The organism is Pseudomonas sp. PDM30 (assembly GCF_019218985.1).
Classification (GTDB): domain Bacteria; phylum Pseudomonadota; class Gammaproteobacteria; order Pseudomonadales; family Pseudomonadaceae; genus Aquipseudomonas; species Aquipseudomonas jessenii.
On record NZ_JAHUWM010000011.1, the window covers coordinates 96,203 to 115,944 of the forward strand.

Sequence of the window (19,742 nt, forward strand, 5' to 3'; positions counted from 1 at the left end):
AACAGTCCAGTGCGGCTCGCCGAATCAGGCCCGCCGCGGTCGCCACCCCCACCGGGGATGTGCCGGCCCCCGAGCTACACACTGTCCAGAAGACGGCGTGAGGTGAGCCGACGCCACAAGTGTCGAGCCAGGACGAAGTTCTCTAAAGGGAGGCCGACGGGTCTCCCTTTTTTCTTGCGTGGAATTTGACCCGCTGGCCTCAATAAATAAGTTGCGTGACAGATAACCTGTCGCAGAACCGGCCAGCGCTTTCCCAGTCTTAAGTACAGGCCCTTACCCGCAATGAGGTAAAGCATGAAATCGCGCATCTGGCGTTTGGCCGGTGTTGGTTTGTTGTGTGTCAGTGTCTCGGTGCAAGCGATGGCCGATGAGCCGCAAAACCGTGGCCATGATGGCGGGCAACGCGGCCAGGGTGGGCAACAGGGCGATAACCAGGGCCGTGGTGGCGGTGACCAGCCGCATCCGCACAACGACCAGCAGCAGAATCAGCCCCGGGCGCAGAACAAGGACAACCGCCAGAAAGAGCACGGCGGCCAGAATCAACGTCAGGACAATGACCAGAGGCAGAGCCGTCCAGCGCCGGATTTCAACAACCAGGTGCGCTCGCCGCCGCCACCGCCGCAGATGCCGGCCACTGACATGCCAATCCAGCCCCGGCCCGACACCGTGCGCCAGACCCAGGAGCCGCAGCGCGGTTACTACAAGGACCAGCCACGTCGCAACGATGACAAACAGCGCTGGAGTGGTTACACAGTAGCACCGTCCTATGACAATCACGGGCAGGGGCGCCCGAGTGGACGCGGCAACGGCTGGGGGCCTGGCCCCAGGTATCGTCCCGGTCAAGTGATCGACCGCTTTCCCGAGCGCGACTACCGCGTGCCTTACCGTGGCATGGATTACTTCTATTCCGGTGGCTACTGGTATCGCCCGCTGGGCCCGCGTTACGTGGTGGTGCAGCCACCGCGCGGGATTCGTGTCAGGTACCTGCCCGATTACGCCGAGCAGGTATGGATCGGCGGGGCGCTGCTGTTCCTGGCGGCCGGTTCCTATTACGCCTATCAGCAAAGCACTCAGGATTACGTCGTGGTCGAACCGCCGGTTGGCCAACCGCAACCACCCGCTGGCAACAGCGGTTATGACGTGGAGGCGTATCCAGCCAACGGGCAGTCGCCGGAGCAGGTCAGTCGGGACGGTTACGAGTGTTATCAATACGCGGTGCAGCAGAGTGGTTTCGATCCACGAACCGCCACCTACCAGCCAGACCCGTCGGTGGTGCAAGCCTACCGACAGGCCCAGGGTAACTGCCTGAGCAGTCGCGGTTATCAGGTGACTTACTGATCCCGCGCGGCTTTCACCACTTCCTGAGGGTCGGCGTGCACCAGCACTTCGGCCCGCGGGTAGGCGGTGTGAATGGCTGCGGCAGCCTGATCGCTGATGCCATGGGCAACGGATAGCGTCAGCTCCCCCGGCAGCTCCAGATGCAACTGCACAAACCACTGGTTGCCGGAGATCCGCGTGCGCAGGTCATGGGCACCCAATACGCCGGGGACGCTGCACGCCAATTCCAGCATGTGCTGGCTGACCTCCGGCGGCAGTTCTTCATCCATCAACACGGCGAAGCTCTCCCGAGCGATCTGCACCGCGCTCCACAGAATGTAGACGGCGATTCCCAGGCCGAACCAGGGGTCGACCTGATGCAGTCCAAACCCGGCCAACACCAGCGCGATCAGAATGCTGCCGTTGAGCAGCATGTCCGAGCGGTAGTGCAGGGAGTCGGCGCGCACCGCGTTGGAGCCGGTGGCCTTGACCACCCGATGTTGAAACATCAACAACGCCAGGGTCAGCACGAGGGAAAACACAATCACGCCGATACTGATCCACGGCGCGCCCACGGGCTCGGGATGCTTCAACCGATCGTAGGCCTGCAACGCGATCAGTACCGCACTGCCGCCGATGAACAACGCCTGGGCCATGCCCGCCAATGACTCGGCCTTGCCGTGCCCGTAGCGATGATCATTGTCGGCCGGGCGCAGGGCGTAATGCACCGCCAGCAGGTTGAGCAATGACGTGACGCCGTCGAGTGTCGAGTCGGTGAGCCCGGCGAGCATGCTCACCGAGCCGCTCAACCACCAGGCGATGGCTTTGGCGACGATCAGGATGCATGCAACCGCCACCGAGGCACGGGTCGCCAGCCGCAGCAGGCGGGCGTGTTCGGAGCTGGAGGTCATAGGGGCCATCGTTCCTTGAAGAGTCCTTTCGCGCGTAGGGATTTACGCGGCGGGTTGCAGGCCGAACATCGCCAGTTGCTGGGCGTTGCCTTTGCTCTGGATCAGGCGTGGATCGTCCAGCGGGAAGCTGCGACCCAGTTCGCTTTCCAGAATAGTCTGCAACTTGCGGTTATCGACTTTGCCGTCGGCGCCGATGGCTTCCTTGAGTTTTTCCGGTGCAACTTGTGCGGTCTCTCCCGGCGCGTAGTAAATCGCGCCGGTGGCGAAGTCCACGGCAAACGCAATCAGGCCGGGGATGATGTAGAACAGCAGGCCCACGGCGTCGAGCGCGGCGATGGCCGGGTCGATCTTGCCTTCGATCTGGCCACGGCGATCCGGGTAGAAGATCGAACCGCAGGCGGTCACTTGAGTCAGCAAGGTTGCGACCAGAACACCGCCAATCAGGCGAAAGGGAGCACGCATATGAAATCTCCTGGGTAATCTCGAAACGAAACGTCGTCGGTATGAATTAAGACCCTGACGAACGCCTTGCAGTTCGCCGTTATACTCGCCGCTCTGTTTGGGAGCCAGCATGATTTCTTTGCCGATCGATGAAGTTTTACCCGCCCTGCGTGAAGCCCTCGCTACACGCCACGAAGCCGTGCTCGAAGCGCCGCCCGGCGCCGGTAAAACCACCCGCGTGCCTTTGGCCTTGCTCAACGAACCGTGGCTGGCCGGGCAGACCATCCTGATGCTCGAACCCCGTCGGTTGGCCGCGCGCGCAGCGGCTGAACGGCTGGCCAGTGAGCTGGGGGAGAAGGTCGGCGAAACCGTAGGTTATCGCATTCGGCTCGACAGCAAGGTCGGTCCCAACACCCGCATTGAAGTGGTCACCGAAGGCATCCTCACCCGGCGTTTGCAGGACGACCCGGCGCTTGAGGGCGTGGGCCTGCTGATCTTCGACGAATTTCATGAACGCAGTCTCGACGCGGATCTGGCGCTGGCCCTGAGCCTCAATGGCCGGGAACTGTTCCGTGACGATCAGCCGCTGAAAATCCTCTTGATGTCCGCCACGCTCGAAGGCGAACGCTTGGCCGGGTTGCTCGACGACGCGCCGATTCTGCGCAGCGAAGGGCGCATGTTCCCGGTGGCGATGCGCTGGGGCCGACCGTTCCAGTCCGGTGAATTCATCGAGCCGCGTCTGGTGCAGACCATTCTTGAAGCCTTGAACGACGAAACCGGCAGTGTGTTGGTGTTCCTGCCGGGACAGGCGGAAATCCGACGTGTGCATCAGCAACTGGCCGATGCCTTGGGCGAAAACACTCAGGTTCTACTGTGCCCATTGCACGGTGAACTGGACCTCGCCGCGCAACGGGCAGCCATCGATCCGGCACCGGCGGGCAAGCGCAAAGTGGTGCTGGCCACCAACATCGCCGAAACCAGCCTGACCATCAATGGCGTGCGCGTGGTGATCGATGCCGGGTTGGCGCGGGTGCCGCGTTTCGACCCCGGCAGCGGCATGACCCGTCTCGACACCCAGCGCATTTCCAAGGCTAGCGCCACCCAGCGCGCGGGCCGGGCCGGGCGCCTGGAGCCGGGCGTGTGTTATCGCTTGTGGTCCCAGGATCAGCATGAGCAACTGGCGGCCTATGGCAGTGCGGAAATCCTTTCGGCGGACCTCGCCGGGCTGGCCTTGCAACTGGGGCGCTGGGGTGTGACGCCCGGACAACTGGTGTGGCTCGACGTGCCGCCTGCCGCCGCGTATGCGCAGGCCCAGGACTTGCTCGAACGCTTGGGCGCTCTGCAGGGTGACGCGCTGACCCGTCACGGTCAGGCCATGGCCGAACTGCCGGCGCATCCGCGCATCGCGCATTTGCTGTTGCGCGGCCAGGCGCTGGGACTGGCGGACATGGCCTGCGACGTCGCGGCACTGCTCGGCGAGCGCGATATCTTGCGCGGCGCCGGGGCGGACTTGCACAGCCGACTGGTATTGCTGTCTGGCGTAGAACGCGCCGCACGGGGTGCCCAGGGTGGGGTGCAGCGCGCACGGCAACTGGCGCGGCAGTATCGTGGTTACCTACGGGGCAAAGCAGCGGAGCCGGTCAGCGATCCAGATCACCCGCGCTGGCTCGGCGCATTGCTGGCGCTGGCCTATCCCGACCGGGTCGCTCAGCAACGGCGCGCCGGTGGTGCGGAATATCGCTTGGCCAACGGACGTGCCGCACTGTTCGCCGAGGCCGATAGCCTGATGAAGCAGCCGTGGCTGGTGATCGCCGATCTGGGCAGTCGCCAGGGCCAGCGTGAGGAGCGGATTTATCTGGCGACGGACTTCGATCCGGCACTCTTCGATTCAGTGCTGGCCGAGCAGGTTCGCTGCGTCGATCAACTGGATTGGGATGAACGTGAAGGCGTACTGCGGGCCGAGCGTCAGCGCAAGGTTGGTGAGCTGATCCTCAGCCGTGAACCGCTGACCGGTCTCGATGAAACCGCCCGCAGCCAGGCGCTGGTCAACCTGGTGCGGCGCAAAGGGCTGGAGCTGTTGCCGTGGACACCGGAGTTGCGTCAGTGGCAGGCGCGGGTCGCCTTGTTGCGGCAACTGGACTTGGCCAGCAAGGGCGAAAGCGAATGGCCGGATGTCAGCGACGCAGCGTTGCTCAAAAGTCTTGAACACTGGTTGATGCCTTATCTGGGCAAAGTCTCGCGACTCAGCCACTTCGCCAATCTCGACCTGTCGAGCATCGTCCACAACCTGCTGCCGTGGCCGCTGTCACAACGCTTGGACGAGCTGGCGCCCCATCATTTGAGCGTGCCGTCAGGCTCGTCGATTCGTCTGGACTACAGCGAACAGCCGCCGATTCTCGCGGTGCGCTTGCAGGAGTTGTTCGGACTGGCCGAGACCCCGCGCATCGCCGGGGGGCGGCAGGTGGTCAAACTGCATCTGTTGTCCCCGGCGCGGCGGCCGGTGCAGGTGACTCAGGACCTGGCCAACTTCTGGCGCAGCACCTACGCCGAAGTGAAGAAGGATTTGAAGGGGCGCTATCCGAAGCATTACTGGCCGGATGATCCGCTGGTGGCCGAGGCAACTGCGCGGATCAAACCCCGTAAATAACGGTTAACACCGGACTCTGTGGCGAGGGGGCTTGCCCCCGTTGGACTGCGCAGCAGGCCCTGCTTTTCAGATGAAGAGTTGGGGCCGCTGCGCGACCCAGCGGGGGCAAGCCCCCTCACCACAGAAGTTACTGCGATCTTTCGGATTTGGCGGTGAGTTGTTCGCGGCAGTAGTCCGCAAACAACTGCGCCGGTTTGGTCAATTGCCCACGCTTGAGCCATGCCGCTACCAGCCCTGAACCGGTGACGTCTTCGGCAATGTCCACGCACACCACTTTCTGCCCGTCGTAGGTGCACTCCGAATGCGGTTTGGTCACCAGGATCGAGAACCCGAACCCCTGGCCAACCATGCCCCGCACCATCTCGATCGAAGGCGAGCTGAAGGCGATGCGTGGCGTCAGGCCCAGCTCATCGAACAGGCTGACGAAGTAGGTCCGACTCGGCTGCACGTCCAGAAGAATCATTGGCTCCAGGCACAGGTCCCGCAGCGACACCTGTGCCTGCTGGGCAAAACGGTGATCGGCTGGCAGCAGCGCGTAAGGTCGTTGCGCCGGCATCAGCGGTTCGGTCTCGATGGTGCCGTCCAGATCGTGCTCGTAAAGGATCGCCAGGTCGAAAGCGCCGGAGGTCAGGCCCTGCACCAGCTCTTGTTGCTCGCCGTCGCGGATGCGGATTTCCACCCCCGGATACAACGCCGAAAATCCGGCGATCAATTGCGGCAGGTATAGCGGCGCGACGGTTTCGAAGCAGCCGATATCGATCTGCCCGGAGACCACATCGTTGTCGGCCAGGGCGTTCTGTTCGAACTCCTTGGCCATGCGCAGCAGTTCCTGGGCCTTGCGGTAGAAGCGTGCACCACTGGGGGTCAATGACACGCCCTGTGCATGGTGACGAATCAGCAGCTGCACGCCGAAGCTGTCTTCCAGACCTTTGATGGCCGTGGAGATCGAGGGCTGGGCGATGTACAGCTTGCGCGAGGCCTCGGCGACGCTGCCGCACTCGACGGTGGTGATGAAGTATTTCAGTTGACGCAGATTGTAGGCAGCCACAGCGAACCTCGGGGGGAGAACGGATCAGGCATCCTGGCAATTTGCGCGCCACCCCTATCCGCTCGGGTAGCGATTTGTTGTGGTTGAACAATAACCACATGCTGCGCCAGAAGGGAGATTGGCTACGTAGTTTTTTCTTGGCCTGCGAACACATTTTTACTGGTTTTCCACCGCTTGGGCCTGAGCGACTATCCAATACACAAGAATGTCCTCTGGAGCATCTGAACGTGTTCGAGCTTGAGTATTGGCAACGCAAGGCCGCTTCCGTGCGGTTTCCCGACCAGGCCATGATCGACGGCCAGTGCCGCCCGGCGCAGTCGGGGCAGACTTTCGCCGCGATCAACCCCGCCACCGGCCAATGCCTGGCCAACGTTGCCGCCTGCGGCGAAGAAGACGTGAACTCGGCGGTACACAATGCGCGGCAGGTTTTCGAGGCAGGCACCTGGGCTGCGCGCTCACCGACCGAACGCAAGCAAGTGCTGTTGCGCCTGGCCGATTTGATCCTCGAAAACCGTGAGGAACTGGCGCTGCTCGACTCGCTGAACATGGGCAAGCCCGTCGCGGATGCCTACAACATCGACGTGCCGGGTGCCGCGGGAGTGTTCCGCTGGTACGCCGAAAGCCTCGACAAACTCTACGATCAGGTCGCGCCGAGTGCGCAGAACGTGCTGGCAACCATTACTCGCGAAGCCTTGGGCGTGGTGGCTGCGGTGGTGCCGTGGAATTTCCCTCTGGACATGGCGGCGTGGAAACTCGCCCCAGCCCTGGCCGCCGGTAACTCGGTGATCCTCAAGCCGGCCGAACAGTCGCCGTTTTCCGCCCTGCGCCTGGCTGAGCTGGCGCTGGAAGCCGGTGTACCTGCGGGTGTGCTGAACGTGCTGCCGGGGCTCGGCGAGCAGACCGGCAAGGCCCTCGGCCTGCACCCGGACGTCGATTGCCTGGTGTTCACCGGCTCCACCGAGGTCGGCAAATATTTCATGCAGTACTCGGCGCAATCGAACCTCAAGCAGGTGTGGCTGGAGTGCGGCGGCAAGAGCGCCAACCTGGTGTTTGCCGATTGTCAGGATCTGGACCTGGCGGCCGAGAAAGCCGCGTTCGGTATCTTCTTCAATCAGGGCGAAGTCTGCTCGGCCAACTCGCGGTTGCTGGTGCAGCGCTCGATCCATGACGAGTTTGTCGAACGCCTCAAAGCCCAGGCCGAACGCTGGTTGCCGGGCGATCCACTGGACCCGTCGAGCGCCGCCGGGGCCATCGTCGACAGCCGTCAGACCGCGCGCATCATGAAGTTCATCCAGCAGGCCGAACAGCAAGGCGCGACCAGGATCTGTGGCGGTCGACAGTCGATCTTCAACGGCTCGGACAACTTCATCCAGCCGACGATTTTTACCGGCGTGACGCCGGACATGCCGCTGTTTCGCGATGAAGTATTCGGCCCGGTGCTGGCGATTATGGCATTCGACGATGAAGCCCACGCCTTGCAACTGGCCAACGACAGCGTCTACGGTCTGGCGGCCTCGCTGTGGACCGACGACCTCAACCGCGCTCACCGTGTGGCGCGACAATTGCGCGCCGGTACAGTGTCGGTCAACAGCGTCGATGCGCTGGACGTGACCGTGCCTTTTGGCGGTGGCAAGCAGTCGGGTTTCGGCCGCGATCTGTCCCTGCATTCATTCGATAAATACACCCAGTTGAAGACCACCTGGTTTCAATTGCGCTGATAACAAAACGGAGAACTGGCGATGACCACACCACGTGATACCCGCGACTACCAGGCCGCCGACGCTGCGCACCACATCCATGCGTTCGTCGATCAGAAAGCCCTCAATGACGAGGGGCCACGGGTGATGGTCCGTGGCGAGCGCCTGCACCTGTGGGACAACGATGGCCGACGTTACCTCGACGGCATGTCCGGGTTGTGGTGCACCAACCTCGGTTACGGGCGCAAGGACCTGGCCGCCGCGGCGAGCCGGCAGCTGGAACAGCTGCCGTACTACAACATGTTTTTCCACACCACCCACCCGCAGGTGATCGAGCTGTCCGAGCTGCTGTTCAGCCTGCTGCCGGCTCACTACAGCCACGCGATCTACACCAACTCCGGCTCTGAAGCCAACGAGGTGTTGATCCGCACGGTGCGTCGTTACTGGCAGGTGCTCGGCAAACCCGAGAAGAAAATCATGATCGGCCGCTGGAACGGTTACCACGGTTCGACCCTGGCCGCGACGGCGCTGGGCGGCATGAAGTTCATGCACGAAATGGGCGGCATGATTCCGGACATCGAGCACATCGACGAGCCGTACTTCTTCGCCCACGAAGGCAACCTGACCCCGGCCGAATTCGGTCTGCGCGCGGCGCAGCAACTGGAAGCGAAGATCCTCGAACTGGGGGCTGACAAGGTCGCGGGTTTTATCGCCGAACCGTTCCAGGGCGCCGGCGGCATGATCTTCCCGCCGGAAAGCTACTGGCCGGAAATCCAGCGCATCTGCCGCAAGTACGATGTGCTGCTGTGCGCCGATGAGGTGATCGGCGGCTTCGGTCGCACCGGCGAATGGTTCGCCCACGAGTACTTCGGGTTCGAGCCGGACACCCTGTCCATCGCCAAGGGCCTGACCTCGGGCTACATCCCCATGGGCGGCTTGATCCTGTCGAAGAAAATGGCCTCGGTGCTGGTGGAGCAGGGCGGTGTGTTTGCCCACGGCCTGACCTATTCCGGGCACCCGGTGGCGGCGGCGGTGGCGATTGCCAACCTCAAGGCCCTGCGCGATGAAGGCGTGGTGACGCGGGTCAAGGACGACATCGGCCCGTACCTGCAGCAGTGTCTGCGCGAAGTGTTCGGCAAGCACCCGCTGGTGGGTGACATCCAGGGCACCGGCATGGTCGCGGCGCTGCAACTGGCCGAAGACAAAACCAGCCGCAAGCGTTTTGCCAATGAGAACGACATTGCGTGGCGCTGCCGTACGATCGGTTTTGAAGAGGGCGTGATCATTCGCTCGACCTTGGGCCGGATGATCATGGCGCCGGCGTTGATTGCCAGCCGTGAAGAGATTGATGAGCTGATCAGCAAGACCCTGAAAGCGGTGGATCGTACAGCGCAGGAATACGGCTGGCTCTGACATTTGTAGCGTTCTTGCGGGCCTCTTCGCGGGCAAGCCCGCTCCCACAGGTTATGTGTAATGCCCAAATATTGTGGCTGGCACAAACCCTGTGGGAGCGAGCTTGCTCGCGATAGCTATTGCTCAAACAACACATTTCCCAAGTCTTGCTCTCACCCTGTGCATCCCCGCCCACAGCGCCCTTTCGCGGTGCGCGCTAACGAGTTTTTTCATCGTTCGCATCCACATATTTCCTCATTTTCCTAATCCCGCCCTTGGGCCAACATCGATCTCGCCAGCCCACCGAATGCTGCCCGCCGAAGGGTCCCCGAGAGACCACAGGTTGCAGCCGATTCAGGGCTCGCCGTACTGCCCATGACAAAACTAAATCAACAGCTTTGGGAGTGCTCCATGATCAAGTCCTTGCTTACCCGCGTTGCCCATCCACTGGCGGTCACCGCCATCGCCGCGACGGTCGCCACCAGCGCCCAGGCCGGCACCCTGTCCATCGGTCATACCACCTGGGTCGGCTACGGCACCCTGTACCTGGCCAAGGACCTTGGCTACTTCAAGGAAAACGGTTTGACCGTCGAATTGCCGGTGGTCGAGGAGGCGGCGATGTACATGGCCGCACAAGCCTCCGGCGAGTTGTCCGGCTCGGCGTCGACCATCGACGAGGTGCTCAAGTACCGTCCGCAATTCTGCTTCAAGGCCGTGGCCGCGCTGGACGACAGCCATGGTGGCGACGGCGTGCTGGTGGGCAAGGACGTCAAGAGCCTGCAGGAACTCAAGGGCAAGGCCGTTGCGGTCAACGAAGGTTCGACCTCGCAGTTCTGGTTGTCCTATCTGCTGAAAAAACACGGCATGAGCATGAGCGACATCACCGTGCAGAACATGACGGCTGACGACGCCGCCACCGCGTTCATCGCCGGTCGCGTACCGGCTGCCGTGACCTGGGAGCCGCACCTGTCGATGGTTCGCGACAAGAAGCAGGGCAAGGTGCTGATCGACAGCAGCAGCACACCGGGGGTGATCGTCGATGTGGTCGCACTGAACTGCAGCGTGATCGAAAAACAGCCGGAAGACGTCAAGGCCCTGGTGGCCGGTTTGTACAAAGCTGTGCAGTACACCAAGGATCATCCACAGGAAGCCTACAAAATCATGGCCAAGGGTGTCGGCGGTTACCTGGCCGATCCGAAGGAAATGGAAGCGGCCGCACAGGGCGTGCGTTTCTACGATCAGGCCATGAGCGAAAAACTGCTGGGCTCGCCGGGTAAACCGGGTGACAGCGCACCGCTGATCAAGCTGGCCAACGAGACCGCCAGCGAGCTGCAAGGCAAGCCCTACAACGTCAGCAATGACGACCTGATCGACAACCGCTTCGTCACCCCGCTCTAGGAGGCTGCATGTTCAAGCGCAATTCATGGCTGAGCCGCTGCATCACGCCCAAGACCGGATTACCGGTCTCGGTGATCTGGAGCGCGAGCGGCCTGGCCTGGGTGCTGTTGGTCGGCCTGTGGGCCGGGTTGTCCTACGGTGGCGTGGTGCCGGGCATGTTCCTGCCGACGCCGGGCGCGGTGGTCGAGGCCGCCGTGCGGTTAGGCCGCGACGGCACCCTTGGCCAACATGTGTGGGCCAGTGTCGAAGTGGTGATGGTCGGTTTCATCGTGTCGTCCCTGGTGGCGGTGCCCCTGGGCTTGTTGATGGGCAGCTTTCGCATCGTCCAGGCCTTCCTTGAGCCGCTGGTGAATTTCATTCGCTACCTGCCGGTGACCTCGTTCGTACCGCTGTTCATCCTGTGGATCGGCATCGGTCTGGAGCAGCGTGTGTCGGTGATCATTTTCGGCGTGTTCTTCCAGCAACTGGTGATGATCGCGGACGTGTCCAAAGGCATCTCCAAGGACCTGATCAACGCCTCCTACACCCTTGGCTCGAACCGTCGTGACGCGGTGCTGCATGTGATTGCCCCGGCGTCCTTGCCGGGCGTGCTCGACACCCTGCGGGTGACCATGGGCTGGGCCTGGACTTACCTGGTGGTGGCTGAACTGGTGGCCGCATCCAGTGGCCTGGGTTACCTGAGCCTCAAGGCCATGCGTGGCTTCCAGGTGGATGTGATTTTCCTCGCCATCGCGATCATCGGCCTGCTGGGCCTGGTCACCGATCAACTGTTCCGTTTCCTTCGTCTGAGGATCACCGCATGGGCTCAGTAACCGCCGCCACTCATCGTTTTGTCGCCCCCCAGGCCGCCCCGGTGAACGCGCCACGGCTGAAGGTGGACAAGGTCAGCCTGAGTTACAAGAAACCCGATGGCGGTACCTTTACCGCGTTGGAGGAAGTGTCGTTCGAAGTGCCGGACCAGCAATTTGCCGTACTGGTGGGGCCTTCCGGTTGCGGCAAGTCGAGCCTGCTGTATCTCACCGCCGGCCTGGCCGAACCGACCTCGGGTGAGATTTACGTTGGCGGCCAGCAGGTCGAAGGCCCCGGCGCGGACCGCGGCATGGTGTTCCAGAGCTACACGCTGTTCCCGTGGCTGACGGTGCGGCAGAACGTCGAGTTCGGCCTCAAGCGGCGTGGCATGCCGGCGGCGCAACGCAAGGACATCGTCGATTACTACGTGAACGAAGTGGGCCTGAGCGGCTTTGCCGACAACTACGCCAAACAGTTGTCCGGCGGGATGATGCAACGTGTCGCCATTGCCCGCGCACTGGCCAATGACCCGCAGATCCTGCTGATGGACGAACCCTTCGGGGCTCTCGACAGCCAGACGCGCCTGCAAATGCAGCAGTTGTTGCTGCGGGTGTGGGGCAACAGCAAGAAGACTGTGTTGTTCGTGACCCACGACATCGACGAGGCGATTCTGCTGGGCGACCGGGTTTATGTGATGGGTGCCAGGCCGGGGCGGATCAAGCAGATTCTGGATGTGCCGATTGAACGTCCACGCAACCTGGACATGGTCATGGAGCGCTCGTTCATCGAGATGAAGCGCGAGATCTTCGGGCTGCTGCATGACGATCTGGAAGAGGTGCATTAAACCCGATTCCAGCCCGTGCACCATCCCTGTGGGAGCGAGCTTGCTCGCGATTGCGATTTGTCATTCAGCATTGATGTCGACTGACACGACGCCATCGCGAGCAAGCTCGCTCCCACAGGTTTTGTGTCTGGTTGGGGTGAGGTGTCAGGGCGCAGCCGGTAGAAGGAAGCGCGCAATCACCGGCAGGTGATCGGAGATGCGCAATGTATCGTCCTGCCGCACCATCGCCTCCACCCGTTTGATCCGCGGGCTGTAGAACAGGTAGTCGACGGTCCGGTCCGGGCCGTTCAGTCCGGGATCGTTCGGGTAGTGGGTCAGCCAGCGCTCGCGGTCGATACCACTGGCTTCGTTGTTGGTCGGGATCATCGGGTACTTGTCCCACAGCAGGTGCAACGGGCTGTCGGCGGAGTAGGGCGCGCGTTGTGCATCGGGCAGGCGCCGATACTGGCCCAGAGGCAACAGGTTGAAATCCCCACCGATCAACCACGGCGTGCCACGGCTTTCGAGTTTGTCGAGGGCCCTGGCCACGGCGTTCACCTGGTTTTGCAAGGTGTTGTCGGCTCGATTGGCGCGCTCCAGATGGGTATTGAGCACCGCTATTTGCCCGCCATCACTCAATGGCAGGTAGCTCACCAGCAAGGCGTCTCTGGGTTTGAATTGGCGGCTGACCGGATTGCCCGAGGCGACTGGCAGTTGCAGCCGTTCGGCATGTTCGATCCGGTAACGGCTCAGGGTTGCCAGTTGCCGGCCGACACTGCCGAAGATGTGCGGATTCGGCACGAAGTCGGCCTTCCAGTCGAACGCGCTGGTGCCACACGGATACAAGTCGGCGAGCCGCTCCTGCAGCAGCTTGAACTGGTGCTGGTAATCGCTGGCCTTGGCGCCGTCGTCCAGTTCCTGCAACAGCACGATGTCCGGTTGTTCGTCGCGAATCACCCGCGCCACTTCGTCAAGGCTGAAAGCCATGTCTTCCGCTGTGGGGCGTTCGTCGGTGCCCGCGGCCAGGTCATTCCAGAATACGTAGCGCTTGCCGGCCAGGTACTGGACGTTCCAGGTCATCACCTTCAACGCCTGCCCGGGGACCAGGGAGGGGGCCTGGGCACTGCAACTGACGGGCAACAATTCTTTGGCGTCGGGGCGCCAGGTCAGGCTGTAGATCATCGCGGCGATCAGGCCGATCACGATCAGCAGGCCCGGCAGGATGTAGCGCAGTAGACGGGTCATGGCTCGGCTTATTAGCGTTACAGGATTGTTCCCGAGCATACCCGAGAGCGAGGGTCGCGCCTAAGGTCAGAGCGAGTTGTCATTTCTTTCAGGCAACGGGTTGATCAGCATGAACAGTCGGAACAGCACCACGCTGGTAAACAGCTGCAGAAAACTGTGGGCGCTGTCGATCAGCATGGATACCACCGGGTTCTGAGGTTCGGGGTACGCTGCCAGCGTCACGCCTTTGAGCAGCCACAACGGCCCCATCACACACAGAATGCACAGCAGGATGCGCAAGAAATGCCCTTGGGTCATGCGCAGGCTTTCCTTCATGGCCGCCAGTGGCGCCAGGCCGCGCAACACCAGCAGGTATTCGCCAAACGCCAGGGTCACCATCAGGTAGATACCCGGCAGGAAATACAGCGACAGGCCCAGCAGAATCAGCACGGTATTGAGCGCCGTGAGCAGGGCGAAGCGTGGCCACAGGCTCGCCGCCATCGCCAGCAGGTCGCGGTTGCGCGGCGACTCGCCGCGGCTGCGGGCGTCGAGAAACAGGATTAGCGCAGCGGTGTACAGCGGGTACACCAGCAAGCCGACTATCACGCTGATGCCGGGGAAACTGTCCGGCTCGGTGGAGTGGTCGACCACTTGTTGCAGCAGCGCCTCAAGCATCACCAGCGGCAGGCACAGCTGCACGATCTGGCCCAGATTGCGCTTGAAGAAATACAGCGAGTCACGCAGGACATCTAACGGATTCATCAGTGGGTATCGCAGGTTGGAAGCAGTGGCTCACTTTAACCGATCAAGCGCTCGTAGACGCAAACGTAAACGTTCGGTAAATGTCATTGAAACATCTTGTTTCAGCCTCCATTAAGGTCGGGCACCTTATCCTCATTGGATAAAGGCAACGATTTTCCCGGCAATCTACGAGGTCGCCATGAACAGCGAAGAACAAACCCTGATCGATGGACTGTTTTCCCGGCTGCAGCAGGCCGAAACGGACTCAGCCCCGCGCGACGCCCAGGCCGAGGCGCGGATCAAGGAACACCTGACGCGCCAGCCCGCAGCAGGTTATTTCATGACCCAGGCGATTCTGGTGCAAGAGGCGGCGGTCAAGAGCCTCGATGAACAGAACAGGCAACTGACCCAGCAAGTCCAGCAGTTGCAGGCCGAACTGCAACAGGCCAAGGCCCAGGCGACCCCGGCTCCAGCGCCGAGCAGCGGTGGCTTTTTGTCGAGCATCTTTGGCGGCAACTCTCGTGAGCCACAGCCTGCACCCACCCAGAGCTCACCACCCTCGAGCGGTGGCTGGCGCGAGCCGGGACGCTCGTCGTTCGGTTCGCAACCGCCACAGCAGAGCTTCGGCGCGCCGCCGCAGAACTTTCCCCAGCAGGGCTATGCACCACAGCAACAGGCTCCGGCAGCGACCGGCAGCAGTTTCCTCGGTGGTGCGCTGAAAACCGCCGCAGGCGTGGCGGGTGGCGTGATGCTGGCACAAGGCATCAGCAGCCTGTTCCATCACAATCAGCAACCGGAAGTCGTCGAAGTCATCAAGGAAGAGCCGGCCCAGGTCAACGACCAGGGCAACAATGGCTGGGGCGATGACCAGCGCATGGCCGGTAACGACTCCTACAGCAACGATCAGGGCGGGTTCAGCGACGCTGACTACAGCGATGACTCGTTATTCGGCGGCGACGACGATTCCTTCGTCTGATACGCCATTCGTCCGGAGCGCAACCGCGCTCCGGGCCGATTATTCGCGGAACAATCCTCAGGGCTGGCATACTGGGCGACTTTTCGGGCCTGGTGCCTGATTCAGCCCTGAGGAAAGCCGGTGAAAAAAATCGCAGTGTTCGCCGATGTCCAGAACCTCTACTACACCGTGCGTCAGGCTTATGGTTGCCACTTCAACTACGCCGCACTGTGGGCTGACATCAGCAAGCAGGGCGAGATCGTCGAAGCCTACGCCTATGCCATCGACCGTGGCGACAGCAAACAGCAGCAGTTCCAGCAGATCCTGCGCAACCTCGGTTTCACCGTGAAGCTCAAACCCTATATCCAGCGCAGCGATGGCTCAGCCAAGGGCGATTGGGACGTGGGCATCACCCTCGATATCATGGATGCCGCCGACCATGTCGATGAAATCGTCCTGGCCTCCGGCGACGGTGATTTCGACATGCTGCTCGAACGCATCATCAGCAAACACGGCGTACAAGCAGTGGCCTACGGCGTACCGGGCCTGACCGCCAACTCGCTGATACGCGCCGCCAGCCGCTACGTGCCGATCGAAGGCGCGTTGCTGCTCAAGAATTGATTTTTACGGAGTTGAACCAGGTTTGGAACGCATCGCAGTCATCGACTTTGAAACCACCGGGATCTCACCGAGCAGCAGCTGCCGGGCCACGGAAATCGCCGTGGTGATCCTTGAACAGGGGCGCATCGTCGAGCGTTACCAAAGCCTGATGAATGCCGGCGTGCGCGTCCCGGCCTTCATCGAACAACTCACCGGCATCAGCAACGCCATGCTGCGCACCGCGCCGTCGGCGGAGCAGGTGATGAACGAAGTGAATGAATTCGTCGACTGCACGCCGTTGCTCGCGCACAACGCCGCGTTCGACCAGAAGTTCTGGGACTTCGAACTGGGGCGAATCAAACGCACCCGCTTGCAGAACTTTGCCTGCTCGCTGCTGCTGGCTCGCCGCCTGATGCCCGCCGCGCCGAACCACAAACTCGGCACCCTCACCACGTTCGCCAACCTGCCCCACACCGGCAAGGCCCACCGGGCCATGGCCGACGCCGAGATGGCGGCCAACCTTACGGCACACCTGGCCGAAGAGTTGCGCCAGAAACACGGCTTGCGCGAGCTGTCCCATGACTTGCTGTGCAAGTTGCAGAAAGTGCCGGCGGCGAAGGTAAACGAACACCTCAAGCGTTATCGCGGGTTCTAGGAACATCGCAAATCCCCTCCCTGTAGGAGCGAGCTTGCTCGCGATGAACCCGAGAACAACACGGGGTGTCAGGTTCCCCGCGTTATCGTTGGCGACCATCGCGAGCAAGCTCGCTCCCACAGGGACATCATTGCCTCAGGATTTGCCATTCCCTTCAATGTGCCCCAGCGGCACCCGCTTCTCTATCGCACTCGACAACACAATCGACGTCTTGCTGAACCCGAACGTGGCGATCCGGTTGATCAACTCTTCCAGCTCCGGCATCGAACCCACGGCTGCCTGCATGATCACGCACGGGTCGCCGGTCACCCGATGGCATTCAGTCAATTGCGGGATTTTGATCAGGTCGTCGTAGGCTTTCTGGTTGCCGTGCTGGTTCAGGCGCAGTTCGATCACGCACTGGATGGGCAAGCCGAGCTTGGCCATGTCGACCTTCGCCTGATAGCCGGTGATCACGCCGCTGGCTTCAAGCTTGGCCACGCGCTCGGCCACGGCCGGGGCGGACAGGTTGACCTTGCGCGCCAGGTCCGCGTAGGACGCGCGACCATTTTCCAGCAGGGCGCTGAGCAGCATGCGGTCGTACTTATCCATCGTGGCACTCCTGAAAAATGACGGACTTTCGAAAACACGGTTTATTGCCATGAACACCGTGTTTTGAAAAGTGTACTGGCGGTTTAAAAAGGTTTTGTAACTTATTTTCCGGCTCCAGCCTTTCTAGAATAGCCGTTCACCTGTTCTGCCTGTGAGTTGCCCCATGTCCGGCCTACGTCGCTTTCCCTTACCGTTGATCGCAGCCTTTTTCGCCTTGTACGTGATTTGGGGCTCGACCTACCTGGTGATCCGCATCGGCGTGGAGTATTGGCCGCCGCTGCTACTCGCCGGCATCCGCTTCGTCATTGCCGGGACCTTGATGTACGCCTTCCTGCGTTGGCGCGGGGCGCCGGCGCCGACCTGGGCGCAGTGGAAAGCCGCCGGGATCATTGGCGTATTGCTGCTGGCGTGCGGTAACGGAGCGGTCAGCGTGGCCGAACACACCGGCGTGGCTTCTGGAGTGGCCGCTTTGGCGGTGGCAACGGTGCCGCTGTTTACCTTGCTCTGTGGCTATTTCTGGGGCGCGCGTAATACCCGTCTCGAATGGGCTGGCGTTGCGCTCGGAATGATCGGCATCGTCATGCTCAACCTCGGCTCCAACCTGCAATCGAGCCCGTTGGGTGCAGCCCTGCTGATTTTTGCGGCGGCCACCTGGGCCTTCGGCTCGGTGTGGAGCAAGCATTTACCATTGCCTCAAGGGGCGATGGCCAGTGCCGTGGAAATGCTGGTGGGTGGCGTGGTGTTGCTGATCGGCAGTGCGGTCAGCGGTGAGCATCTGGACAAGGTTCCGCCGATTGAAGGCTGGGCTGCGCTGGCGTACCTGACTGTGTTCGGTTCGATCATCGCCTTCAACGCCTACATGTACCTGTTGAAGCACGTGCGTCCGGCCGCTGCCACCAGTTATGCCTACGTCAACCCGGCGGTGGCGGTCTTGCTGGGGATCGTGTTTGTCGGTGAGACCATTGGAGTCGAGGAAGCACTGGCCATGCTGGTGATTATCAGTGCCGTGGTGCTGATTGGCTTGCCGCAGTGGCGTCGTAAGCCGCAGCAGCCGGTGGAGAAGGTCGTGCCGACGGTAGTGCCGACAGAATCCCGTGTGAATTAGGGTAAACTGCGCGCCATTGCACTCTTGTTTCGCACAACCGCGCTGAATTTTCCTACGGTACTCCCATGACTTTCGCCACCCTTGGCCTGATCGAACCCTTGCTGCGCTCCCTTGAGACGCTCGGCTACCAGACTCCGACGCCGGTTCAGGCGCAAGCCATTCCGGCAGTGCTGGCCGGTCGTGACCTGATGGCCGCGGCCCAGACCGGTACCGGCAAGACTGCCGGTTTCGCCCTGCCGCTGCTGCAACTGCTGGCCATGGAAGGGCCGAAAGTCACCGCCAACTCGGTTCGCGCACTGATCCTGGTGCCGACCCGCGAGCTGGCCGAGCAGGTTCACGAAGCCGTGCGCCAGTACGCCGAAAACCTGCCATTGCGCACTTACGCGGTGTACGGCGGCGTCAGCATCAACCCGCAAATGATGAAGCTGCGCAGTGGCGTCGACTTGCTGGTAGCGACTCCGGGCCGCTTGCTCGACCTGTTCCGCCAGAACGCGCTGAAGTTCAACCAGCTGCAAACCCTGGTGCTGGACGAAGCCGACCGCATGCTCGACCTGGGCTTTTCCGAGGAGCTGGCGAACATTTACCGTGCGCTGCCGAAGAAACGTCAGACGTTGCTGTTCTCCGCAACCTTCTCCGATGACATCCGCCTGCTGGCCGGGCAGATGCTCAACGATCCGCTGACTATCGAAGTCAGCCCGCGCAACGTCGCAGCCAATACGGTCAAGCAATGGATCGTGACGGTGGACAAGAAGCGCAAGCCGGAACTGTTCGTGCACCTGATGCGCAAGGGCAAGTGGAAGCAGGTGCTGGTGTTCGCCAAGACCCGCAACGGCGTGGACGCGCTGGTGGAGAAACTTCAGGGCCTGGGCATCAACGCCGACGGCATCCACGGCGACAAACCCCAGGCGACCCGCCAGCGTGCGCTGGACCGCTTCAAGGCGAGTGAAGTGCAGATCCTGGTCGCTACCGACGTGGCAGCCCGTGGCCTGGACATCGAAGACCTGCCGTTGGTGGTCAACTTCGACTTGCCGATCGTCGCTGAGGATTACATCCACCGCATCGGTCGTACCGGTCGCGCGGGTTCGACCGGCGAGGCGATTTCCCTGGTCTGCGCCGATGAAGTGAATCTGCTGTCGGCCATCGAGATGCTGACCCGCCAGACTTTGAAGCGGCAGAACGAGCCGGACTTCGAACCCGAGCACCGCGTGCCGGACACCGATGCCAGTGGCCAGGTCGTCAAAAAGCCGAAAAAACCGAAGAAGCCCAAGGCTTCCGGTGGTGGCGGTGGTAAACGCAATCTGGGTCGGTGGGTTGATAGCGGTGAGGTTGCACCGGCGGAGCCTTCGATCAAGCCTGTGCGCAAGGTGCCGGTGTTCAATACCGGGCCGCGCAAGCGTAAGCCTTGATT

General features: G+C 61.9%; 18 protein-coding genes. 12 read left to right on the forward strand and 6 right to left on the reverse strand.

Annotation, left to right across the window (positions count from 1 at the left end; translation table 11 throughout):
* Window positions 1-294: 294 nt before the first annotated feature.
* On the forward strand, window positions 295-1,338 hold the full coding sequence (locus KW840_RS23430; RefSeq protein ID WP_218497965.1) for a DUF6515 family protein: 1,044 nt from the start codon (window positions 295-297) through the stop codon (window positions 1,336-1,338).
* On the opposite strand, the gene KW840_RS23435 is transcribed toward KW840_RS23430, so the two are convergent.
* Complete coding sequence (locus KW840_RS23435; RefSeq protein ID WP_057713176.1) at window positions 1,332-2,228, reverse strand: cation diffusion facilitator family transporter; 897 nt, start codon at window positions 2,226-2,228, stop codon at window positions 1,332-1,334. The genes KW840_RS23430 and KW840_RS23435 overlap by 7 nt on opposite strands.
* Before the next feature lie 42 nt (window positions 2,229-2,270).
* Window positions 2,271-2,690 (reverse strand): hypothetical protein, encoded by a 420-nt coding sequence (locus KW840_RS23440; protein WP_057713177.1) that lies wholly within the window; start codon window positions 2,688-2,690, stop codon window positions 2,271-2,273.
* Between the two features lie 109 nt (window positions 2,691-2,799).
* On the opposite strand from KW840_RS23440, the gene hrpB reads away from it, so the two are divergent.
* Window positions 2,800-5,316 (forward strand): ATP-dependent helicase HrpB, encoded by a 2,517-nt coding sequence (gene hrpB, locus KW840_RS23445; protein ID WP_218497966.1) that lies wholly within the window; start codon window positions 2,800-2,802, stop codon window positions 5,314-5,316.
* Window positions 5,317-5,443: 127 nt separating this feature from the next.
* Here hrpB and KW840_RS23450 read toward each other — a convergent pair whose 3' ends face one another.
* A complete protein-coding gene (locus KW840_RS23450; RefSeq protein ID WP_057713179.1) occupies window positions 5,444-6,364 on the reverse strand; it encodes a LysR family transcriptional regulator in 921 nt (306 codons plus the stop codon).
* A gap of 227 nt (window positions 6,365-6,591) precedes the next feature.
* Here KW840_RS23450 and KW840_RS23455 point away from each other — a divergent pair, with 227 nt between their 5' ends.
* The 5 genes from KW840_RS23455 (at window position 6,592) to KW840_RS23475 (ending at window position 12,484) form a co-directional block, all read left to right on the forward strand.
* Complete coding sequence (locus KW840_RS23455) at window positions 6,592-8,082, forward strand: aldehyde dehydrogenase (protein WP_218497967.1); 1,491 nt, start codon at window positions 6,592-6,594, stop codon at window positions 8,080-8,082.
* A gap of 21 nt (window positions 8,083-8,103) precedes the next feature.
* Window positions 8,104-9,474 carry an aspartate aminotransferase family protein gene (locus tag KW840_RS23460; RefSeq protein ID WP_218497968.1) on the forward strand — a complete coding sequence of 457 codons (1,371 nt, stop codon included), beginning with the start codon at window positions 8,104-8,106 and terminating at the stop codon, window positions 9,472-9,474.
* 390 nt (window positions 9,475-9,864) lie between these two features.
* Window positions 9,865-10,851, forward strand: a complete 987-nt coding sequence (locus KW840_RS23465) for an ABC transporter substrate-binding protein (protein ID WP_057713182.1) — start codon at window positions 9,865-9,867, stop codon at window positions 10,849-10,851.
* Window positions 10,852-10,859: 8 nt separating this feature from the next.
* The gene (locus KW840_RS23470; RefSeq protein WP_007990681.1) at window positions 10,860-11,663 is read left to right on the forward strand and encodes an ABC transporter permease; all 804 of its coding nucleotides are present in this window, start codon (window positions 10,860-10,862) and stop codon (window positions 11,661-11,663) included.
* Window positions 11,651-12,484 carry an ABC transporter ATP-binding protein gene (locus tag KW840_RS23475; protein ID WP_090451570.1) on the forward strand — a complete coding sequence of 278 codons (834 nt, stop codon included), beginning with the start codon at window positions 11,651-11,653 and terminating at the stop codon, window positions 12,482-12,484. The genes KW840_RS23470 and KW840_RS23475 overlap by 13 nt, the downstream gene beginning before the upstream one ends.
* Window positions 12,485-12,628: 144 nt before the next feature.
* Here the strand turns inward: KW840_RS23475 and KW840_RS23480 are convergent, their stop codons facing one another.
* Window positions 12,629-13,708 (reverse strand): endonuclease/exonuclease/phosphatase family protein, encoded by a 1,080-nt coding sequence (locus KW840_RS23480; protein ID WP_218497969.1) that lies wholly within the window; start codon window positions 13,706-13,708, stop codon window positions 12,629-12,631.
* A 66-nt stretch (window positions 13,709-13,774) separates the two neighbouring features.
* Window positions 13,775-14,449 (reverse strand): YciC family protein, encoded by a 675-nt coding sequence (locus tag KW840_RS23485; protein ID WP_057713185.1) that lies wholly within the window; start codon window positions 14,447-14,449, stop codon window positions 13,775-13,777.
* A 178-nt stretch (window positions 14,450-14,627) separates the two neighbouring features.
* Between KW840_RS23485 and KW840_RS23490 the strand changes: the two genes are divergently transcribed.
* From KW840_RS23490 to KW840_RS23500, 3 genes are all read left to right on the forward strand, one after another.
* Window positions 14,628-15,404, forward strand: a complete 777-nt coding sequence (locus KW840_RS23490) for a DUF2076 domain-containing protein (protein WP_218497970.1) — start codon at window positions 14,628-14,630, stop codon at window positions 15,402-15,404.
* Between the two features lie 120 nt (window positions 15,405-15,524).
* Window positions 15,525-16,004 (forward strand): NYN domain-containing protein, encoded by a 480-nt coding sequence (locus tag KW840_RS23495; RefSeq protein WP_007990686.1) that lies wholly within the window; start codon window positions 15,525-15,527, stop codon window positions 16,002-16,004.
* 22 nt (window positions 16,005-16,026) lie between these two features.
* Window positions 16,027-16,638: a PolC-type DNA polymerase III gene (locus KW840_RS23500; protein WP_218497971.1), complete on the forward strand. Its 612-nt coding sequence runs from the start codon at window positions 16,027-16,029 to the stop codon at window positions 16,636-16,638.
* 135 nt (window positions 16,639-16,773) lie between these two features.
* Here the strand turns inward: KW840_RS23500 and KW840_RS23505 are convergent, their stop codons facing one another.
* The gene (locus tag KW840_RS23505; protein ID WP_057713188.1) at window positions 16,774-17,229 is read right to left on the reverse strand and encodes an Lrp/AsnC family transcriptional regulator; all 456 of its coding nucleotides are present in this window, start codon (window positions 17,227-17,229) and stop codon (window positions 16,774-16,776) included.
* A gap of 163 nt (window positions 17,230-17,392) precedes the next feature.
* On the opposite strand from KW840_RS23505, the gene yedA reads away from it, so the two are divergent.
* Complete coding sequence (gene yedA / locus KW840_RS23510) at window positions 17,393-18,334, forward strand: drug/metabolite exporter YedA (protein WP_057713189.1); 942 nt, start codon at window positions 17,393-17,395, stop codon at window positions 18,332-18,334.
* A 65-nt stretch (window positions 18,335-18,399) separates the two neighbouring features.
* A complete protein-coding gene (locus KW840_RS23515) occupies window positions 18,400-19,740 on the forward strand; it encodes a DEAD/DEAH box helicase (RefSeq protein WP_218497972.1) in 1,341 nt (446 codons plus the stop codon).
* Window positions 19,741-19,742 lie beyond the last annotated feature (2 nt).

Excerpts from the sequence above, each read along its gene's own strand:
- KW840_RS23430 (WP_218497965.1), top strand. The coding sequence starts at position 295 with ATGAAATCGCGCATCTGGCGTTTGGCCGGTGTTGGTTTGTTGTGTGTC.
- KW840_RS23435 (WP_057713176.1), bottom strand. The coding sequence starts at position 2,228 with ATGACCTCCAGCTCCGAACACGCCCGCCTGCTGCGGCTGGCGACCCGT.
- KW840_RS23440 (WP_057713177.1), bottom strand. The coding sequence starts at position 2,690 with ATGCGTGCTCCCTTTCGCCTGATTGGCGGTGTTCTGGTCGCAACCTTG.
- hrpB (WP_218497966.1), top strand. The coding sequence starts at position 2,800 with ATGATTTCTTTGCCGATCGATGAAGTTTTACCCGCCCTGCGTGAAGCC.
- KW840_RS23460 (WP_218497968.1), top strand. The coding sequence starts at position 8,104 with ATGACCACACCACGTGATACCCGCGACTACCAGGCCGCCGACGCTGCG.
- KW840_RS23465 (WP_057713182.1), top strand. The coding sequence starts at position 9,865 with ATGATCAAGTCCTTGCTTACCCGCGTTGCCCATCCACTGGCGGTCACC.
- KW840_RS23470 (WP_007990681.1), top strand. The coding sequence starts at position 10,860 with ATGTTCAAGCGCAATTCATGGCTGAGCCGCTGCATCACGCCCAAGACC.
- KW840_RS23475 (WP_090451570.1), top strand. The coding sequence starts at position 11,651 with ATGGGCTCAGTAACCGCCGCCACTCATCGTTTTGTCGCCCCCCAGGCC.
- KW840_RS23480 (WP_218497969.1), bottom strand. The coding sequence starts at position 13,708 with ATGACCCGTCTACTGCGCTACATCCTGCCGGGCCTGCTGATCGTGATC.
- KW840_RS23485 (WP_057713185.1), bottom strand. The coding sequence starts at position 14,449 with ATGAATCCGTTAGATGTCCTGCGTGACTCGCTGTATTTCTTCAAGCGC.
- KW840_RS23490 (WP_218497970.1), top strand. The coding sequence starts at position 14,628 with ATGAACAGCGAAGAACAAACCCTGATCGATGGACTGTTTTCCCGGCTG.
- KW840_RS23505 (WP_057713188.1), bottom strand. The coding sequence starts at position 17,229 with ATGGATAAGTACGACCGCATGCTGCTCAGCGCCCTGCTGGAAAATGGT.
- yedA (WP_057713189.1), top strand. The coding sequence starts at position 17,393 with ATGTCCGGCCTACGTCGCTTTCCCTTACCGTTGATCGCAGCCTTTTTC.
- KW840_RS23515 (WP_218497972.1), top strand. The coding sequence starts at position 18,400 with ATGACTTTCGCCACCCTTGGCCTGATCGAACCCTTGCTGCGCTCCCTT.